Source organism: Luteimonas gilva (assembly GCF_005239095.1).
GTDB lineage: Bacteria > Pseudomonadota > Gammaproteobacteria > Xanthomonadales > Xanthomonadaceae > Luteimonas_C > Luteimonas_C gilva.
This window is the reverse complement of the sequence record NZ_SZUA01000002.1, coordinates 254,060-270,955: the sequence shown is the minus strand read 5'-3', so window position 1 is coordinate 270,955 and position 16,896 is coordinate 254,060. Positions and strand designations below refer to the sequence as shown.

Genomic DNA, 16,896 nt, shown 5'->3' with positions numbered 1-16,896 from the left:
TTCAAGAGGGCGACGGCATCAAACCTTTCGGCCGCGGAAGAACGAAATCGCAGCCAGCACCAGGAAAACCACGAACAGGATCTTGGCGATGCCGGCGGCGGTGCCGGCGATGCCGCCGAAGCCGAGCACGGCGGCGATGATCGCGATGACCAAGAAGACGATGGCGTAATGCAGCATGGAACGCTCCTAGAACTCGGCCGATGCCGATGCGCGCCATTTTCGTTCGCCGCGGATCAGCGCGAAGTGATGGCGGCGCGCGCCCTCCATGAATCCTTCAGCCGGATGATGCCCTCGTGAAAAGACACACGCGGCACGTAGCCGAAATCGCGCGTCGCCGGCGCCATGTCGTACCAATGCGTGGTGCTCAATTGCTCGGCCAGGAAACGCGTCATCGGCGGCTCGCCGCGCAAAGGCAGCAGCGACCACAAGCCTTCGCACACCGCGCCGACCGCATAGGCCGCGCGAAACGGGATCGTCTTGTCGACCGTCGGCGCGCCGGCCGCGCCGAGCAGACTGTTGACCACTTCGCGCACGCTCTTGGGTTCGCCGTTGCTGATGAAGTAGGCCCGGCCGGCGCAAGCCGCACTCGGCGAGAGATGGTCGAACGCGTCGAAATGCGCTTGCGCGGCGTTGTCGACGTAGGTCGTGTCGATCAGGTTCTCGCCGTCGCCGACGAACCGCAAACGGCCGGCGTTGGCGCGTTCCACCAAGCGCGGCAGCAATTGGTTGTCGCCCGGGCCCCAGATCAAGCGCGGCCGCAGCGCGACGGTGGACAAATGTTCGTCGTTCGCGGCCAGCACGATCTTTTCGGCGATCAATTTGGTGCTGGCGTAGGGCGCCTTCAGATCTTCGCCGTAAGGCACGGTGTCGGCGGTGCCGCCCTCGACCGGATGCGTCGCGCGATGCGTCACGCTGGGCGTGGACGTGTAGACCAGCTTGCCCACGCCGTGCTCGCGGCAACCGGCCAGCACGTTGCCGGTGCCCATCACGTTGGCGCGGTGGTAGCCGTCGTAATCGCCCCAGGCGCCGGCCTTGGCGGCGTTGTGGAATACGGCGTCGACGCCTTCGCAAGCCGCGACGACGGCCTTGCGGTCCGCCAGGTCGCCCTGTATTTGACGGACGCCCATGCTTTCCAGCGGCGGGTAGTGGCCGCGATTGAAGCTGGCGACCTGGAAACCGCGTTCGACCAGGCCGCGGCATAGCGCCTGGCCCAGGAATCCGCCGCCGCCGGTCACCAGAATCCGCATCGCTCGTCCTCCGCGAAAGGTGCACACCATAACGGCATGCCAACGCGATGGCCATCCGCCGCGCGCGCAAGCGCTTGATCCAGCAACCTTCAGAATTCTTCATTCGCATTTCAGGCGCTTCATTCGCGGGTGCGGTGCAGTCGAGCCTCCTCACACGGAGTGCTCCGATGCGCCGATTCACACTGCCCGCCCTTTTGCTGTTCGCCTGCGGATGCGCCGACGCCGCTTCCAATACCCCGCCGCCGCGCTTGGATGACGGCTGGGCCGTCGCCGACGCGGCGAAATCCGGCTGGAACGCCTCCACCCTCGCCGCCATGGAAGAGGCCATCGCCTCGGGCGCGGCGCCGGACACCACCAGCGTGCTGATCGCACGCGACGGCAAGCTGGTCTACGAGCGTTACTTCAACGGCGGCGGCCGCGACGTGCTCAACAACCCCCGCTCGCTGACCAAGAGCGTCACCGCTCTGTTGGTCGGCGCGGCGATCGACCGCGGCCTGATCGCCGGTCCGCAAGCGAAGGTGTACGGCTTCTTCCCGGACCGCACTTGGCGCAACGACGATCCGCGCAAACGCGTTTTCGCCGTCGAAGACCTGCTGACGATGAGCTCGCAATGGGAATGCGACGACGAGAACGAATTCTCCTCTGGCCACGAGGAGCGCATGTACCTCAGCGCCGACTGGACGCAGTTCGTTTTGGATCTGCCGATGAAAGGCTATGCGCCGTGGATGCGGCGCCCCCAGGACAGTCCGCACGGCCGCGCCTTCGCCTACTGCACGGCCGGCGCGTTCCTGCTCGGCGCGATCGTCGAACGCGCGGCCTCGAAGCCGTTGGACGCTTTCGCGCGCGAGGCGTTGGAAGGCCCGCTCGGCATCCGCCAGAGCGCCTGGGGCAAATCGTCCGAAGGCGTCGGCATGGGCGGCGGCGGCACGTCCTATCGCAGCCGCGATTTGGCCAAGTTCGGACAGCTGCTGCTCGACCAGGGACGCTGGCAGGGCCGGCAGATCGTCTCGGCCGCGTGGGTGCGGGCGATGACGACCGTGCACGCGCAAGCGCGCGACGACGCCGATTACGGCTATCTGATCTGGCGCTTCCGCTTCGACGCGCACGGCAAGAAACGCGACGCCTGGGCGATGTCGGGCAACGGCGGCAACTATGTGTTCGTGCTGCCGGAGGAGAAACTGGTCGCGGTGATCACCCGCACCCGCTACAACCAGCGCGACATGCATCAGCAGTCGCACAAGCTGCTCGCCGACTACATCCTCAAGGCGATGCCGTAATCCCGGCCTTGCGCTCCAGTCCGCGCGAACGCACGGCCTCGCGTTCGCGCGCGACGGCCGTGTCGATGGACGACAGGATCGCGGCGAATCCCGGCGCCGTCCGCAACGAAGCGAACAGCGGCGAAACGCGCAAATAAGCCGCGTCGCGATAGCCCTGCTCCACCGCCGCGGCCAATGCGGCGAGGGCGGCGGCGCGATCTTCCGCGGCATCCGACAGCAAAGCGGCGTCGAGTCCATCCAAGGGCTCGCCGCCGCTGCGCATGCCGGCGCGCAGCGATTCGGCCTGCGCGCGCAATGCGGCGGCCGGAGGTTTCACTTCGGCCAGGATCCATCCCACCGTGCGCGGAAAGCTGGCTTGCGGACGCAATGCGATCGCGCGCGCAGCCGCGCGGCGCGCAGCATCGCGATCGCCGCGCTGCAAGGCCAGCTCGACGGCGAGCAGGTGCAGGCCGGCGTGCTCGGTGCCGCGCGACACCGCCTCATCCAGCGCGGCCTGGGCTTCCGCGAAACGGCCGCGGCGCATCAGGAATCCCGGCCACGCGGCGTTGGAGAACACGTTGTCCGGATACAGCTGGAAGCTACGCCGGTAACGCGCTTCGGCATCGGCGGCGTAGCCCAGCAGATCCAGGTTGCTGGCGATCTGGATGTCGAGGAAGCGCACGCGCGCCGGCTCGCGCACGCCCAGGTTGGCGGCCAGCGCATCGGCCAGCCGGCCGCGGCGTTCGTACAAGTACGCGGCCGAAGCGCGCACGTTGTCGGACAGCGGATCCAGCTCCAGCGAACGTTCGTAGCCGCGCAAGGCCTGGTCGGTGCGGCCGCGGCAATCGAACGAATACCCCAGCGCCGCATGCGCCGCGGCGTTGCGCGGATCGCGCGCGATCACTCGCTCGGCCAGTTCCTGCGCAAGCCGCACCGAAGCGAGATCGCCGTTGTACAGGCAGGCCCGCGCGCTGTACGCGCGGCTGAGGCCAATCTGCGCTTCTCGATCGTCCGGCGCTTCCTGCAAACGCTGCCGATACAGCCCGATCGCGCGTTCGTTGTCGTCGCGTTGGCCGATGCCGGCGTAATAGGCGGCGCGTTGCAGCAGCGCCGGACGCTCCGCCACGGTTTCGGGCGTCCGTTTCCACAAGATGGCGGCGATGGGGGCGCCGATCGCGACGACGATGAGCGCACCGACGACGATCCGCCGCCTCCGCCGCTGCGGCGACGGCTCCGGCGCTGCCTCCTCGCCCAACGGCTGCGGCGCAACGCAAAGCTGATAGCCCTGGCTGCGCACCGAGCGCAGATAGCGCGGATTGCGGCCGTCGTCGCCCAGCGATTGGCGCAGCAAGCGAATGCGCTGGGTGACGGTCTCTTCGTTGACGATCGCCGGCGCCCAGACGCGTTCGATCAGTTCGTCGAACCCGACCACGCGCTGGCCTTGTTCCAGCAGATAGTGCAGCAGGCGGTAGCTCAGCCCATTGACGTCGAGCGCCTGGCCGTCGCGCTCCACGCGTTGCCGCGGAACGTCGATGACGAGATCGTCGAGGCGGTAGCGGCCGGCCATGCGCGTCAGCCCTTCGGCAAGCGCGCGGTGGCCCAGGCGGCCAGTTTCTCGCGGCCGATCTTGGCGTTGTGGCGGATGTCGACCGGGAATTGCGGATGAAACAGAAAGACCTCGACCTTGGCCGTATGCACGAAGCCTTCGCCGAGGTGGCGCAATTCCTCGACGATCCGCTCGCGTTCGCTTTTCGGCACGCCTTGGCGCAATTCCACGCACAGCACCGGCCGCTGCGCGCCGCGTTGGCCGATGCCGACCAGGGCGGTGCGGCGCACCTCGGGATGGGTGTTGAACACCGGCTCCACTTGCTCGGTACACAAGGTTTCGCGCGCGGTCACCACCCGCTGCGATTTGCGGCCGCAGAACCAGAGCCGGCCGTCGCGGTCGAAATAGCCGAGGTCGCCCATGCGATGGACGATGCGCGAGCCGCCGTCCGCCGCCGTCTCCCGGATCTTAGCCAAACGGGTCTGCGCGTCGCGGTTGTAATACGTGTCGGTGGCGGTCGGTCCGGCGACGGTGATTTCGCCGACCAGCCCGCCCGCCACGAGCAGATCGTCGGACCAATGTTCGATCGCTTCGTCGGTGACCCGGATCAAGCGCACCTCGTTCGGCGGCACCGCGCGGCCGACGCAGGTGCCGGCGCCCTGCTCGGTACGTTCGCGCAGCCCGATCAATTCGCGGCTTTCGATCACCGCCACCGGCAGGCATTCGGTCGCGCCGTACGGCGTCCAGAATTGCGCTTCGTCCGCGAGCAGCGCGCGCATTTTTTCGACCACGTCTGCCGGCACCGGCGCGCCGGCGGAGGTGACGCGCTTCAGCGAAGGCAGCTTCGCGCCGTGCTCGGCCAATACCCGCATCAAGGCGGGCGAACCGAACAACTGGTCGACGCCGAAACGCTCGATCGCGCGCAACAGCTTGCGCGGATCCGCGCGCGCGGGCCGGGTCGGATCCATGTCGGGGATGATCGTGGTCAATCCCAGCGCCGGATCGAACAAGGCGAACGGCGGGAACGTCGGCAGATCGACGCCGCCGGGTTGCATGCCGAACGCTTCTCGCATCATCTCGATCTGCGCGACGAAATGCCGATGCCGGTAGACGACGCCTTTCGGCACGCCGGTGGAGCCGCTGGTGAACAGGATCGCGGCGACTTCGTCCGGCGCGGTGTCGGCGAGTTGCGCGGTGGCGCCGGCGCCGTCGCGTTCGACTTCGGCCAGCGTCGCGTCGGCCAGCCAAGCGCGCGCGCCGGTGGTGATGCGGATCCGCGCCGAGCGCGCCCAGCCCAACAGCGCACGCGCGAATTGCGCGAGCGGAATGCCGATGAAGGCGTCCGGCCGGGCTTCGTCCAGGCATTGCTTCAACGCGCGCTTGTCGATGCCCGGATCGACCAGCACCGGCACCGCGCCCGCTTTGAACAGGGCGAACATCAGCAGGAAGAACTCGGGCGTGGGCCGCACCATCAGCACGGTGCGGGTGCCGCGGACGATGCCGCGCCTGGCCAGGCCGGCGACGATCGCGTCGCTGCGCGCGTCGAGCTGGGCGTAAGTGAGGGCGATGCCGTAACCGCCGCCACGGCCGGGGCAGCGCATCGCTACTTGCTCGGGGCGCTCGCGGGCGAGCCGGGGCAAGGCGGCGGCGATGTTGCAGGGTTCGCTCATGCGTCCATTGTCGCTGAGCATTCCCTCTCCCGCTTGCGGGGCGAAGAGGCGCTGCTTGCGCGGCACCGCCGCGCGCGCCGTTGAGCGCCTGCGCGTAAGCGCGGGCCGGGGCGCGAGGGCTAGGGTGAGGGCAATACGGTCGCGACTCACCCTCACCCAACCCTGCTTCGCACCCCGGCCAACGCGCATAGCGCATTGGCGTTCGATGCCCTGCGAGCCAATGGCTCGCAAACAGGGCCCCTCACCCCGCAAGCGGGAGAGGGCTTGTCTCGGCGCTTGCGCGGAGGCTACGAATCGGCAGAATGCCGCGCCCGGCAATCTTTTTTCTCGCGATGCCCCATCCCTGCCTTAGCTGCGGCGCCTGCTGCGCGGCCTTCCGGGTCAGTTTCCACTGGCTGGGATTGGCCAGCGCGGGCGGTGCGATTCCGGATGCGCTGGCCGAGCCGGTCGGTCCGCATCGGATGGCGATGAAGGGCACCGATGCGCGCGATCCGCATTGCGCGGCATTGGACGGCCGGGTCGGGGAAGCGGTCGGCTGCCGGATTTATGCGGCCAGGCCCGATCCGTGCCGCGATCTGCTGCCGGCCTGGGAAAACGGCGCGCCGAGCCCGCAATGCGATCGGGCGCGGCAGCGTTATGGGCTGTCGCCGCTGACCCCGGACGCCTGGCTACCCGCTTAGCTCGTGTAGAACGGAGCTTGCTCCGCTGCTTTTGCCATTGCATTCGCTTTTCGTAGGTGCGAATTCATTCGCACGCTTTTCCCCTCGATCAAGGGCGTGCGAATGAATTCGCATTACGAAGAGCAAGAGCAGCGGAGCAAGCTCCGCTCTACACGAGCGAAAAGCTCAGGTCGCGTCGAGGAAGGCGCGGATCGCCGGCACCAGGACTTCGTGCTTGTCTTCCATCACGTAATGGTTGGCGTCGTCGAAAGTCCGCACTTGCGCCTTCGGCAAGGCGGCGGTGAATTCGTCCAGGCAATGCCGGTCGAAGACGAAATCCTTCAAGCCCCAGCCGAGGAACGCGGGCCGGTCGGCGAAGTCGTGCAAGCGCCGGCCGGCTTCGGCGACGAGCGGCCATGCGGCGTCTTTTTCCGATAGCGGAATGTCCTGCACGAAACGCAGCGTGGCGATGCGGTTCGCCCACGAATCGTAAGGCGCGACATAAGCGCGACGCACATCGGCCGGCATGCGCCTTTCCACGCCGACGTACGAAGCGATGCCGGAGAACGCGTTGAAACCGCGGATCGCCAACGCACCCAATGAAGAATCGCGGCCGAACGACAGCTGCCAGGGCATTTTCTTCGCCGCGGGCAGCGGAAACGCGGCGGTATTGGTGATCACTAGCCGCTCGACCTGCGCCGCGTGCGACAAAGCCCAACCGAAGCCGATCATCCCGCCCCAGTCGTGCACCACCAGCGTCACCGGGCCGTCGATGCGCAGGTGTCGCAGCAACGCCGCCAGATCGTCGACGCGCGATTGCAACGTGTAGCGATAATTTTCGTCGCTAGGCTTGTCGGACAAGCCCATGCCGACATGGTCCGGTACGATGCAGCGATACCGGTCGCGCAATCCCAGAACCAGATGCCGCCAGTAATAGCTCCACGACGGATTGCCGTGCAGCATCACGATAATTTCGCCGTCGCGCGGGCCTTCGTCCAGGTACGACATCGCGATGCCCGGGAGGACTTCGAAGCGCTGCGGCTGGAACGGGTAATCCGGGAAATTCATCGCGGTCGCGGACATGAAAAGGGCCGGACGAACCGGCCCCGTGATCGTGATGCGGCCGGGCTTACCAGACCACTTCGGCCATCGAGCAATTCAGGCCCGAGCCGATGCCGAGCAACGCGACGCGGTCGCCTTTCTTCAGGCGGCCCATCTCGCGCAGCTTGCTCAACACGATCGGCACCGAGGCCGGGCCGATGTTGCCGTGCTCGCCGAAGATGGTCATGACCTTCTTCGGGTCGATGCCGAAAGCCTTAATGAAGGCGGCGGTGTGCGCCTTGCTGACTTGGTGGATGACGAATTCGTCCATCTCTTCCACCACCCAGCCCAACGCGATCTTGGCCGCGTTGAAGGTCTTCTGCGCGAGCTTCATGCCTTCGATCAGCAGCATGCGCGTGTCGGTGACCATGCGGTCCAGGTTGCCGCGGCACAGCGCGTTCCACTCGGTCGCGGCGCGGGTCACGCCGCCGCGGTAGCGCGGCGCGCCCGGGGCGAGTTCGGCGCGGGCCAGGACCATCGCGGCGGCGCCGCAACCCAGGGTCAGGGTGGCCAGTTCGTTGCGGAACTGCTCTTCGGTGACGTCGGGGCTGAGCAGGCGCTCCATGGTCTTGTCGTAGGCCAGGTTGGCGGTTTCGCCGTCCACGACCAGGGCGTAGTCGATCTCGCCGCGCTCGATCATGCGGCTGGCGATGTCCATGCCGTTGAGGAAGGCCAGGCAGGCGTTGGCGACGTCGAAGTTCTGGCACTCGTCGCCCAGGCCCAGGTTGCCGCTGACGATGGAGGCCGTGCTCGGCTCCAGGAAGTCGCGGCTGACCGAGGTGTTGACCAGCAGGCCGACCCGGCTGGGTTCGATGCCGGCATCGGCCAGTGCCTTCACGCCGGCCAGGGTGGCGGCGTCGGACGCCTGCACTTCGCCGTCCCACAGGCGGCGGGCGTGGACGCCGGCGATGTCCTGCAGCACGTCGACCTTGATCTTCAAACGATCCAGGGTCGGCTTCAGGCGGGCGTTGATCTCGTCGCTGGTGAGCCGGCGCGGCGCGTCGACGTGGGCGAGGCCGGCGATGGCGACATGTTGGAACAGCATGGGCGAGCCCTTGGCGGTCAGCCGAAAATGACCGCGCATCGTACCGGATAGCGCCCCCCGGCGCATGAAGGCTTCAGCCGCTGGCAGGGTAGGTCTGGGCTTCGCCGGCGGCCGGCGCGGTGCGCGGAGCGGGCGCCGAAGCGTTCGGACCGCAGCGCCAGGCTGCGTAGCGCTGTTCGCCGTTGCTCGGCGGGGCCAGCGGGCTGACCGTATCGGCGCCCAGGCCCGGGGCTTCGTTGCGGGCCAAAGTCTCCAATTCGTCGCGGACTTTGAGCTCGTTGCGCTGGTAGAAGGCGACGCTGTCGCGCACCGACACCGAGACCTCGCCGCGCTTCTCGCAGCCGGCCGGCGGGCCTTCGACCACGCGCACCGCTTGGGCGCCCGGGGCCATGTGGACCCAGGTGCAGCCGGTAGCGGCGAGAATTCCGATGAAAAGGACAGCGATGCGCATGGGCCGGCTCCGGGAAGAATCGCGGAAGGATTGTGGCGCGGATCGAATGAATCGTTCGTGTGGACCGCGGCTTTTGTGGGAGGAGTTTCAGCCCCGACAAGCCATCCCGCGGCTCTTGTCGGGGCTGAAGCCCCTCCCACAAGAGCGCGCCCTTCGACTCCGGCAACAAAAAAGCGGGCACGGATGCGTGCCCGCTTCTTCGACGACGCAGCGGCGGTTTACTTCTTCCCGGCCGGTTTGCCGTCCGCATCGATGATCGAGATGTCGCCCAGGTTCAGCGCGCGCACCGGCTTCTCGATCTTGGACAGATCGCCGACCACGACCCAGGTCAGCTTGGCCGGGTCGATCGTCGCCGCGGCGGCCTTCACTTGGTCCGGCGTCAGGCCTTCGATCTCGGCCTTGCGCTTGAACACGTAATCGTCCGGGCGGCCGTAACGCACGTTGCTGGCGATGGTGCCCATCACCGCCGCGGCGGTTTCGTACGAGCCCGGCAGGCCGCGGATCTCGGTGGCCTGGATCTTGGCCACTTCTTCCGGCTTCGGCCCGACCTTGCCGCTGGCGTACTCGGAGATTTCGCGCTGCATTTCCTTCAGCGAATCGGCGGTGCGGTCGATCTGCACCGGCGCGAACGCCAGCCACGGCCGCTGGCCCAACGCGTTCGGGGTGAAGCTGTACGCGCCGTAGGCCCAGTGCTTGTTCTCGCGCAGGTTCATGTTCAAGCGCGAAGAGAACTCGCCGCCGAGCACCGAGTTGGCGATGTCGAACTTGATCGCGCCGGCATCGGCGCTGGACGGCACCACTTCGCCGGCGAAGATGTTCGCTTGCACCGCGCCGGGCTGGTCGATCAGATAGACGCGCGGCTTGGCCGGGCGTTCCACCTGCGCCAGCGTCGCGGTCTTCGCCGCCGCGCCGTCGCCGCCCTTCCAATCGCCGAAGTACTTGTCCAGCAGCGGCACGATCTCGGCCAGCGTGGTGTCGCCGACCACGACCAGGGTGGCGTTCTCCGGCCGCACCCAATCGCGCTGGAAGGCGAGCATGTCCTCGCGCGTCAGCGACGCGATCGACGCTTCGGTGCCGCTGCCGCTGAACGGAATGCCGTAAGGATGGCCTTCGCCGTACAGCAGCGGCGGCAGCACGCGCAGCGCGGCGCCTTGCGGCTGCGCCTTCTCCTGCTTGATGCCGGCGATCCAGGTGGCGCGGACGCGATCGATTTCCTTCTGGTCGAAGCGCGGCTTGCGAATCATGTCGGCGAATAAGGCCAGCGACGGATCCAGGTTTTCCTTCAACGCGGACAGCATGGCCGAACCGCCGTCGAGCGATGCGCCGGCGCTGAGGTTGGCGCCCAGCGATTCGCGGCGGTCGCCGAAGGCCAATGCGTCGAGATCGCCGGCGCCTTCGTCCATCATCCCCATCGAGAAGCTCGAAGTGCCGAGCTTGCGGCCCTGGTCGGCGCTGTAGCCGCCGTTGAACAGATAGGTCATCTGCACCACCGGCACGTCGTGGCGTTCGGCCAGGATCAGCTTGGTGCCGTTCTTCAGCGTCGCGCGCTGCTGTTCGGGGAATTTCAGTTCCGGGAACTGCGCGGTTTGCGGCACGCCCTTGCTGCGGTCGACGTCGCTTTGGGTGACGGTGAATTTGGGATCGACCGGCGGCAGCGCCATCGGTTCCGGCGTGACCGCGACGTCTTCCGGAATCTCGGTGCGCGCGCCCGGCAGCACGACCAGCGTGTGGCCGCCGCGGCTGAGGTATTTCTCGCCGCTGGCCTTCACGTCGGCCGTCTTGGCGTCGGCGATGACTTTCAGGCTGTCGCGGAAGCAGCCGGGATTGCCGGTGTAGACCGCGCATTCGGCCAAGGCGTCGGCCTTGCCGCCGAAGCCGCCGATGCGCTCGATGCCGCGCACGAAGCCGGCCTTGAACACGGTCTGCGCCTGCTTCAGTTCGGCGTCGGTCGGGCCTTCGGCGAGCAGCTTCTTCAACTCTTCGTCGATCGCCGCTTCGACCTTGGCCGGATCCACGCCTTCCTTGACGTCGGCTTGGATGTAGAACGTGCCGGCCAACTCGAACGGCCACACGAAGGCTTCGACCTCATCGGCCAGCTTGTCCTGGAACACCAGGCGCTTGTTCAAGCGCGAGCTCTTGCTGCCGCCCAGCACCTGCGCGAACAGCTGCAAGCGGTCGAGGTCGGCATCGCCGTATTTGGCCGTGCTGAAGGCGCGGTAGACGCGCGCCTGCGGCACCTTGTCGGTCATGGTCGCGCGCGTGGCTTCAGCGTGCGCGCCTTCGGTGACGGGCTGGCGCTTCATGGTCGGCGTGGCGGGGATGTCGCCGAAATACTTGGCGACCTTTTCCTTGGCGGTGGCGACGTCGATGTCGCCGGCCAGCACCAGCACCGCATTGTTGGGGCCGTACCAGGTGCGGAACCACTGCTTCACGTCGTCGAGCGAAGCCGCGTTCAAGTCGGCCATCGAACCGATGGTGCTGTGGTGGTAGGGATGGCTCTTCGGATACAGCGCCTTGTAGATCTCGTCGTCGGCTTGGCCGTAAGGCTGGTTCTCGCCCTGGCGCTTTTCGTTCTGGACGACGCCGCGCTGTTCGTCGAGCGTCTTCTGGTCGATCGCGCCGAGCAGATGGCCCATGCGGTCGGATTCCATCCACAGCGCCATGTCCAGCGCGGTGGTCGGCACGTTCTCGAAATAGTTGGTGCGGTCGAGCCACGTCGTACCGTTCATATTGGTCGCGCCGACCAGCTCGAAGGGTTCGAAGAATTCGCCCTTGTGGTTCTCCGAACCGTTGAACATCAAATGTTCGAACAGGTGCGCGAAGCCGGTGCGCCCGGCCGGCTCGTCCTTGCTGCCCACGTGGTACCACAGGTTCACCGCCACCACCGGCGCCTTGCGGTCGGTGTGGACGACGACGCGCAGGCCGTTGGGCAAGGTGAACTCTTCGTACGCGATGTCGACCTCGGCCTTCGCCGGCGCGGGCGCGGCCGCGGAGGTTTGCGCTTGATCGCCGCTCGGCGCCGGTGTCTTGTCGCAGCCGCCGACCAGGGCGGCGAGCAGAGTCGTGTACAGAACGGCGCGGGGCAGGCGGATCGAAGGCATGCGGCACTCCTGGAAGCGGGCGGACGAAGCCCGTCATGCTACCGGGACGTGGGGCTGCCTACACTAGCCGTCGGTCATGAATTTCCGGGGGTGCCCATGCCTGTCCGCCACTGCCTGGTCACCGGCGCCAATCGCGGCCTGGGCCTGGAATTCGTCCGCCAATGCCTGGCCCGCGGCGACCGCGTCGTCGCCGCCTGCCGCCACCCGGGCAAAGCTTCCGCCCTCAATCAACTGGCCGGATTGAATCCGGGGCGTTTGCGGATGTTGCCGCTGGACGTGACCGATCCCAAATCCCACGCCGAATTGGCCCGCGAATTGGACCTGCTCGGCGAGGAAGGCGAACCCTACCGTCTGGATCTGCTGATCAACAACGCCGGCGTGCTGCATTCGGGCGAGCGCTTCGGCCGCGTGTCCGCGGCGAACCTGGAAGACAGCTTCCGCACCAATGCCATGGGCCCGTTCCTGCTGACCCAGGCTTTGTCGGAAAAACTCACCGATGGCGCCACGGTGGCGAACATCACCTCCGAATTGGGTTCCATCGCCGGCCTGGGCCGGTTCGGCACGCCCAGCTACAACATCAGCAAGGCGGCTTTGAACATGGCGACCGCGTTGCTGGCCAAAGCGCTGGCCGATCGCAAGATCGCAGTCGTCGCCCTGCATCCGGGCTGGGCGCAAACCGACATGGGCGGCGATCAGGCGACCTTGCCCGTGGCCGATTCTGTGAAGGGTCTGCTGCAGCTGATCGACGGCTTGAAGCCTGCGCAGAGCGGCGGGTATTTCGATTGGCGGGGCGAACGGTTGCCTTGGTAATGCACGCTTTTTGTGGGAGCGGCTTTAGCCGCGAGCTCTTCTTGTAGATCGTCGCGACCATGGAAGAGCTCGCGGCTAAAGCCGCTCCCACAAAAAAACGGCCGAGCGTCCGCCGTCCGCGCGGACGGACGCGGCGGACACGCGTCCTGGGCGTTATTCGCGCCGATCGAAGGCCAAGGCTGGCACGCCGCTTGCGTCGATAGAGATACCCGAAGGAGGTGTCCCATGTCGTTCCGTCACCAATTGCGCCGCGGCCTGCTCGCCCTGCCGATGCTGTGCCTGCTCACCGCCGGCTTCGTCTCGGTGCGCTTCGCCCCACAGCAGGAACAGGATTTCTTGCGCGCCGAAGCCTGCCTGCGCGCGCCGATTTCCAGCGCGATTCCCGGCTGAGCGCGGACGCCGCGCATAATGCGCGGATGTTCGATGTCGTCCTCTACCAGCCCGAAATCCCGCCCAACACCGGCAACGCCATCCGTTTGTGCGCGAACACCGGCGCGCGATTGCACTTGATCGCCCCGCTCGGCTTCGCTCTGGAAGACAAACAGCTCAAGCGCGCGGGCTTGGATTACCACGAATACGCCACGCTGCGCGTGCACGACTCGCTCGACGCCGCCCTGGCCGCGATCTCGCCGCAACGGCTGTTCGCGCTGAGCACCCGCAACAGCGTGCGTTACGACCAGCCGCGCTTCGCCGCCGGCGACGCCTTCCTGTTCGGACCGGAGACGCGCGGGCTGCCCGACGCCGTGCTGGCGGCGATCCCACCCGGACATCGCTTGCGCCTGCCGATGCGTCCGGACAACCGCAGCCTGAACCTGTCGAACGCCGTCGCCGTGGTGGTGTTCGAGGCTTGGCGCCAGCTCGATTTCAAAGGCAGCTAGCCTCGCTTTCCTTCTCCATCGGGAGAAGGTGCCCGAAGGGCGGATGAGGGTTCGGCGAAGCGGCATCGCTGCAGTTCACGACGCGATCTGAAACCTGCTCGACTTCGCCGAACCCTCACCCCAACCTCGCTCCGCGCCCCGGCCCGCGCCAGCGGCGCTGGCGTTCAACCGCACGCGCGCCATGGCGCGCAAGCAGTGCGGTTTCACCCCGATGGGAGAGGAGCTACAGGCGCTCAGGCGTAGCGCGCCGCGGCCATGCAGACGATGGTGAGCGCCAGCAGTGGCGCGGCGATGCGCTGGATCTTCGCCATCCGCAGTTTGGCGCCGTCCAAGGCCAGCGCGCCGCGTTTCATCTGAGCGCGGGCGATGGCGCCGCCGCCGGCCTGCAGCACGAACGCCAGCAACGCGCAGCCGATGCCGACCACCAGCACCGTTTCCGGCTTGCCGAACGCCGCGCCGTGCAGCGCATGCCATAGGTAGCCGCCGCTGAGCAGCGTGACCAGCGCGGCACCCAGCATCGGCTTGGCCAGGCGCCTGCCGTCGGCCGCGCCGCGCGCCATCACGAAGGTGCCGCCGGCCCAGAACACCGCGGCGAGCACGTGCAACGACAAGGCTATGATCAGTACCGTCTGCATCGGGGATTCCCTTGCGATATTTGGTTATACAAGTTGTATACTCAATAAAACCGGATTGCAATGCCCGAACGCACCTACTCCAGTCCGGCCCGCGATGCCGCCGCCGCCGAAACCCGCGCGAATGTGCTCGCTGCGGCCGAGCGCCTGCTGCGCAAGGCGCCCGATCCGGGCAAGGTCTCGCTGGAAGCGGTCGCCAAGGCCGCGGGCGTCACCCGGCTGACGGTCTACAACCAATTCGGCTCGCGCCGCGGCTTGCTGGAAGCGGTGTTCGACGAGATCGCGCGCGAAGGCGGCCTGCACCGCTTGGCGGGCGCGATGGCCATGCCCGATCCGCGCGCCGCTCTCGATCGCGTCGTCGACGTGTTCTGCGAGTTCTGGGCCCATAACCAGGCGCTGGGCACGCTGCATGCGGCCGCCGCCGGCGATTCCGAATTCGCCGCGGCGCTGGCCGAACGCAACGCGCGCCGGCGCAAGCTGATCGGCGCGCTGATGCAGCGGCTGGTCGACGCCGGCGAATTGCGCGCGGCGCAAGCCGACGAGATCGGCGACTTGGCGTTCGCGCTGACCAGTTATGCGACGTACGCCACGCTGACCGCGCAAAGTCGCAAGCCCGCGGCGGCGCGACGCATGCTGAAGTCGGCGCTGTCTGCGCTGCTCGCCGACGCGGCGCGCTGATCGCTCAGGCGCCGATCGCAGGATCGCTGAAGCTGGCGACCTGCGCGGCAGTCTGCGTAGCGCGCACGGCATTCGCACAACGACGGGAAGCACCGCACGCATGACTTTCCGCCTACGACCATGCATGACCTGCGTCACGACCTGAATCGCAGCCAAAAGTTTCAGAACTTGTGAGTTTAAAATTCAGGTTCCGTTATCCGGGTCTGCGGATACTGCGCGCACCGGCAGCGAACGGCATCCGCGCGATCGCTTCAGCGCCGGTCTAATAACAACCAATCACAAGGTTCGGCCCCCATGAAGAAGTCCTTGCTCGCGCTCACCCTGCTCGCCGCGCTGCCGTTCGCCGCATCGGCCGCCGAAGGCATTTCCTATAACTACGTACAGGGCGGTTATGTCGCCACCAACGGCGACGGCGACGCCGACGGCTGGGGCCTGGACGGCTCGGTCGCGGTCCATCCCAATTTCCACCTGTTCGGCGGCTACGCCAAGCAGGAACTGAAAGACATCAACGGCGATTTCGACCAATGGCGCGTGGGCGTGGGCTACAACCACGAAATCGCGCCCAAGGCCGACCTGGTCACCCGCATCGCCTACGAAAAGTTCGATGCCGACCTGGTCGACTTCAACGGCTGGAGCGCGGAAGTGGGCGTGCGCGGTTCGTTGCTGCCGAACTTGGAAGGCTACGCGATGGCCGGCTACGAGGATTACCAGAAGAAGTACGGCATCGACATCGACGGCGACTTCTACGGCCGTCTCGGCGCGCAGGTGAAGTTCAACCAGAACTGGGGCATCAGCACCGACGTCAAGTTCGCCGACGGCGACACGCAGTGGTTCGTCGGTCCGCGCCTGACTTGGTAAGCGCGCCCTGATAAGCGTTCTGCGAAATCGCGACTGACGGCTCTCTCCCCTCTGCCGTCGCGATGCGAAGCCCGGCTCAGGCCGGGCTTCGTTTTTTTCGCTTCCGTAGAGTCGAGCCTGCTCGACTGCTTTTTCTGCCGAATCACTGCATTGGGACAAGAGCAGTCGAGCAGGCTCGACTCTACGGTTCCATGTTGGCCGGATAGGCCAAAAGACAGGGTTGTCCGCAGGATTAACGATTATTTATCATTCGCCACCGCCGCGGCTTGGGCGCGGCGTTTTTTAATTTCTCTAATTCAAGGACGGGGATTTCATGAAGAAGCAACTCGCACTGGCGCTCGCGCTGGCCGCACTGCCGCTGGCCGCTTCCGCGGCCGAACCGGGCTACACCTACGTCGAAGCGGGCTGGGCCCGTCTCAACGTCGATGTCGACGGCGTCGGCGATGCCGATTTCGACGGCTTCCAGGTGCGCGGCTCGGTCGAAGCCGGCAAGGATTTCCATTTCTTCGGCAGCTACGGCTCGACCAAGAACGACGACGCCGGCGTCGACGTGGATTTCGACGAACTGCAGCTGGGCGTCGGCTACCACTATCCGCTGGGCAACGGCAGCACCGATCTGATCGCCGAAGTGGGCTATCTGCGCCAGGAAATCGGTGCGGGCGATTTCGCCGACGGCAAGGCCGACGGTTACCGCGCCAGCGTCGGCTTCCGCAGCGCCTTCAACGACCGTTTCGAAGGCTATATCAAGGGCAGCTACAGCGGCGGCGACTTCGACGGCTTCTCCGGCCTGATCGGCGCGCAGGTCAAGTTCAACCAGACCTGGGGCTTGGTCGGCGAGATCGAGGCGGGCGAGATCGACGACGGCATCGATGCGACGAAGTACCTGATCGGCGTGCGCGCCAGCTTCTGATCTTCGCGTTCCGCAGCAAACGAAAAGCCCGGCTACGCGCCGGGCTTTTTGTTG

General features: G+C 66.7%; 16 protein-coding genes and 1 pseudogene. 8 read left to right on the top strand and 9 right to left on the bottom strand.

Going from position 1 to position 16,896, the window contains the following annotated elements:
- Window positions 1-18: 18 nt before the first annotated feature.
- A complete protein-coding gene (locus tag FCE95_RS09205) occupies window positions 19-177 on the bottom strand; it encodes a DUF1328 domain-containing protein (RefSeq protein WP_137266734.1) in 159 nt (52 codons plus the stop codon).
- 56 nt (window positions 178-233) lie between these two features.
- Window positions 234-1,247: a 2-alkyl-3-oxoalkanoate reductase gene (oleD, locus tag FCE95_RS09200; protein ID WP_137266733.1), complete on the bottom strand. Its 1,014-nt coding sequence runs from the start codon at window positions 1,245-1,247 to the stop codon at window positions 234-236.
- Window positions 1,248-1,414: 167 nt separating this feature from the next.
- On the opposite strand from oleD, the gene FCE95_RS09195 reads away from it, so the two are divergent.
- Complete coding sequence (locus FCE95_RS09195; RefSeq protein WP_223266838.1) at window positions 1,415-2,524, top strand: serine hydrolase domain-containing protein; 1,110 nt, start codon at window positions 1,415-1,417, stop codon at window positions 2,522-2,524.
- On the opposite strand, the gene FCE95_RS09190 is transcribed toward FCE95_RS09195, so the two are convergent.
- Both FCE95_RS09190 and oleC read right to left on the bottom strand, forming a co-directional pair.
- Entirely contained in the window at window positions 2,508-4,070 is a 1,563-nt protein-coding gene (locus tag FCE95_RS09190; protein WP_137266732.1) for a winged helix-turn-helix domain-containing protein, read from the bottom strand. The two genes, FCE95_RS09195 and FCE95_RS09190, sit on opposite strands and share 17 nt — an antisense overlap.
- A 5-nt stretch (window positions 4,071-4,075) precedes the next feature.
- Complete coding sequence (gene oleC, locus FCE95_RS09185; RefSeq protein ID WP_137266731.1) at window positions 4,076-5,719, bottom strand: olefin beta-lactone synthetase; 1,644 nt, start codon at window positions 5,717-5,719, stop codon at window positions 4,076-4,078.
- Between the two features lie 332 nt (window positions 5,720-6,051).
- Between oleC and FCE95_RS09180 the strand changes: the two genes are divergently transcribed.
- Window positions 6,052-6,399: a YkgJ family cysteine cluster protein gene (locus FCE95_RS09180; RefSeq protein ID WP_137266730.1), complete on the top strand. Its 348-nt coding sequence runs from the start codon at window positions 6,052-6,054 to the stop codon at window positions 6,397-6,399.
- Between the two features lie 165 nt (window positions 6,400-6,564).
- On the opposite strand, the gene FCE95_RS09175 is transcribed toward FCE95_RS09180, so the two are convergent.
- From FCE95_RS09175 to FCE95_RS09160, 4 genes and pseudogenes are all read right to left on the bottom strand, one after another.
- The gene (locus FCE95_RS09175) at window positions 6,565-7,446 is read right to left on the bottom strand and encodes an alpha/beta fold hydrolase (protein WP_137267543.1); all 882 of its coding nucleotides are present in this window, start codon (window positions 7,444-7,446) and stop codon (window positions 6,565-6,567) included.
- Window positions 7,447-7,507: 61 nt separating this feature from the next.
- On the bottom strand, window positions 7,508-8,524 hold the full coding sequence (locus FCE95_RS09170) for a 3-oxoacyl-ACP synthase III (RefSeq protein WP_137266729.1): 1,017 nt from the start codon (window positions 8,522-8,524) through the stop codon (window positions 7,508-7,510).
- A gap of 142 nt (window positions 8,525-8,666) precedes the next feature.
- A pseudogene (locus tag FCE95_RS09165) lies at window positions 8,667-8,969 on the bottom strand (DUF4156 domain-containing protein); the annotation flags it as partial.
- A gap of 224 nt (window positions 8,970-9,193) precedes the next feature.
- Entirely contained in the window at window positions 9,194-12,076 is a 2,883-nt protein-coding gene (locus tag FCE95_RS09160) for a M16 family metallopeptidase (RefSeq protein WP_137266727.1), read from the bottom strand.
- 96 nt (window positions 12,077-12,172) lie between these two features.
- On the opposite strand from FCE95_RS09160, the gene FCE95_RS09155 reads away from it, so the two are divergent.
- The 3 genes from FCE95_RS09155 (at window position 12,173) to FCE95_RS09150 (ending at window position 13,764) form a co-directional block, all read left to right on the top strand.
- Window positions 12,173-12,886: an SDR family oxidoreductase gene (locus FCE95_RS09155; RefSeq protein WP_137266726.1), complete on the top strand. Its 714-nt coding sequence runs from the start codon at window positions 12,173-12,175 to the stop codon at window positions 12,884-12,886.
- 225 nt (window positions 12,887-13,111) lie between these two features.
- The gene (locus FCE95_RS17105) at window positions 13,112-13,276 is read left to right on the top strand and encodes a hypothetical protein (protein WP_189644707.1); all 165 of its coding nucleotides are present in this window, start codon (window positions 13,112-13,114) and stop codon (window positions 13,274-13,276) included.
- A gap of 26 nt (window positions 13,277-13,302) precedes the next feature.
- Complete coding sequence (locus FCE95_RS09150; RefSeq protein WP_137266725.1) at window positions 13,303-13,764, top strand: tRNA (cytidine(34)-2'-O)-methyltransferase; 462 nt, start codon at window positions 13,303-13,305, stop codon at window positions 13,762-13,764.
- 233 nt (window positions 13,765-13,997) lie between these two features.
- Here FCE95_RS09150 and FCE95_RS09145 read toward each other — a convergent pair whose 3' ends face one another.
- Window positions 13,998-14,399, bottom strand: coding sequence for a hypothetical protein (locus tag FCE95_RS09145; protein WP_137266724.1), 402 nt, complete (start codon window positions 14,397-14,399; stop codon window positions 13,998-14,000).
- Window positions 14,400-14,459: 60 nt separating this feature from the next.
- On the opposite strand from FCE95_RS09145, the gene FCE95_RS09140 reads away from it, so the two are divergent.
- The 3 genes from FCE95_RS09140 (at window position 14,460) to FCE95_RS09130 (ending at window position 16,842) form a co-directional block, all read left to right on the top strand.
- Entirely contained in the window at window positions 14,460-15,074 is a 615-nt protein-coding gene (locus FCE95_RS09140) for a TetR/AcrR family transcriptional regulator (RefSeq protein WP_137266723.1), read from the top strand.
- A 294-nt stretch (window positions 15,075-15,368) separates the two neighbouring features.
- On the top strand, window positions 15,369-15,932 hold the full coding sequence (locus FCE95_RS09135) for an OmpO family porin (protein ID WP_137266722.1): 564 nt from the start codon (window positions 15,369-15,371) through the stop codon (window positions 15,930-15,932).
- Between the two features lie 313 nt (window positions 15,933-16,245).
- Window positions 16,246-16,842 (top strand): outer membrane beta-barrel protein, encoded by a 597-nt coding sequence (locus FCE95_RS09130; RefSeq protein WP_137266721.1) that lies wholly within the window; start codon window positions 16,246-16,248, stop codon window positions 16,840-16,842.
- The last annotated feature ends 54 nt before the right edge of the window (window positions 16,843-16,896 follow it).